Below are 1,638 nucleotides of genomic sequence, written 5' to 3' on the forward strand. Positions count from 1 at the left end.
CCGTCACGTCAGAGTGATGCAGCTCTTGGACCACCGAGCCATCCCGCATGATCAGAACTCGATGACACAGCGCGGCGAGCTCATCGACGTCCGATGAGCTCACGACGACCGCACATCCGGACTCGGCAGCCTCGACCAGTTGCCGGTAGATGACGGCCTTGGCGCCGACGTCGACGCCCTGCGTGGGTTCGTCGAGAAGAATGACCGCCGGCTTGAGGCGAAACCATTTTGCCAAGATAACTTTCTGTTGATTTCCTCCACTGAATGATGCGAGCGGTTTCTCCATCTCGCCCCGCGGCCGCACATCGAAACGTTCGCACCACTCCTCTACTTCTCGTCGCTCCGACTCGCGCCGCATCCGCGGGAACCTCCACGTCCGCCGAACGTCGGCCATAAGAAGGTTCTCCCCTGCCGAAAGATTGACGACGGCACCGAGCGTCTTCCGATCGGGCGGGACGTATGCCACCCCTGCGGTGACGGTGCGGTGGATGCGGTGCGGTTGCAGCGGCCGGCCGTCGAGCTCGACGCGGCCGCTCACACGTTCAAGGTCGCCGAACACGGTTCGCAGCGCGGTCTCACGGCCGGAACCCGTGATCCCGGCGAGTCCGACGATCTCGTGTGCACGGGCGTCGAAGGTCAAGCTGGCCAGGGTGGCAGATTCCACCTGGTCGACTCGCAACCGGACCGGATACTCGTCCGCTGCCAATTTCCTGCTATTCACTTCGGCCTCGTCGAGCTCGTCACCGACCAGGAGATGGACGACATCGCGGCGAGAGAGCCCCTGGACGGGAACGGCTGCGACCTTCGAACCGTCGCGAAGCACCGTGACATTCGAAGCCACTTGGAATATTTCGTCCAACCGATGTGTCACGTACAGCACGGCGACGCCGTTCGAGGCGACGCGACGAACGAGTGCGAGGAGATTCTCGACCTCGTTGTCAGGCAGTGTGGCGGTCGGTTCGTCGAAGATGACCAGCTTGACGGGAGCAGATTTGTCCACGGTGATCGAACGGGCTAGCGCAACCGCTGTTCGCTGGGCCGGCGTCAGCGCATTCACCAGGGATTCAGGGTCGATGTTGCCACCTACAAGTTCGAGACTGCGCAACGCGTTCTTCCTCGCGACCCGCCGCCGAATTGTGCCGAGCCTGGTCGGGAAGCCGGCTCCGAGACAGAGGTTGTCAAGAACTGGCAGTTCCCCGATCAGACCCAAGTCTTGGTGGACGAACCGGCACCCGGCGGCGTACGCGGCCGCGCTTGATCCGACTGCGATCGGCTCGCCCCCGACGCGAACCTCGCCGCCCGGGTCCGGCTGGTGGTAACCGGCAAGGATCTTGATGAACGTCGACTTGCCCGATCCGTTCTCGCCGATCAGTGCGTGAATCTCACCGGCAGCGATGTCGATATCGAAGGAATTGAGCGCCACATTGGTGCCGAAGCTCTTGGAGAGGCTCCGTACCGACAGCGCAGGCGCCTCGCACGCGTCATGTGACGCGGGTAAATCGAGGTCCGCGTGATGTAGCGAYGGCGTCGTCATGGGATGCACTCCTGCCGGTCCGGTCCGATACGCCGTCAGCCGACCTGCCAGAGCGCGCTGAACTGCGCCGCGTAGTCGACCGGCGTGTCCACGGACGGGCGGAC

Annotated in this window: 1 protein-coding gene; it reads right to left on the reverse strand. The window is 63.6% G+C overall.

Annotated features, from left to right (window positions below):
• On the reverse strand, positions 1-1,534 hold a 1,534-nt coding region (locus BL253_RS38995), incomplete at its 3' end, for a sugar ABC transporter ATP-binding protein (RefSeq protein WP_076823122.1).
• Positions 1,535-1,638: the final 104 nt, after the last annotated feature.

Source organism: Pseudofrankia asymbiotica, from assembly GCF_001983105.1.
Lineage (GTDB): Bacteria > Actinomycetota > Actinomycetes > Frankiales > Frankiaceae > Pseudofrankia > Pseudofrankia asymbiotica.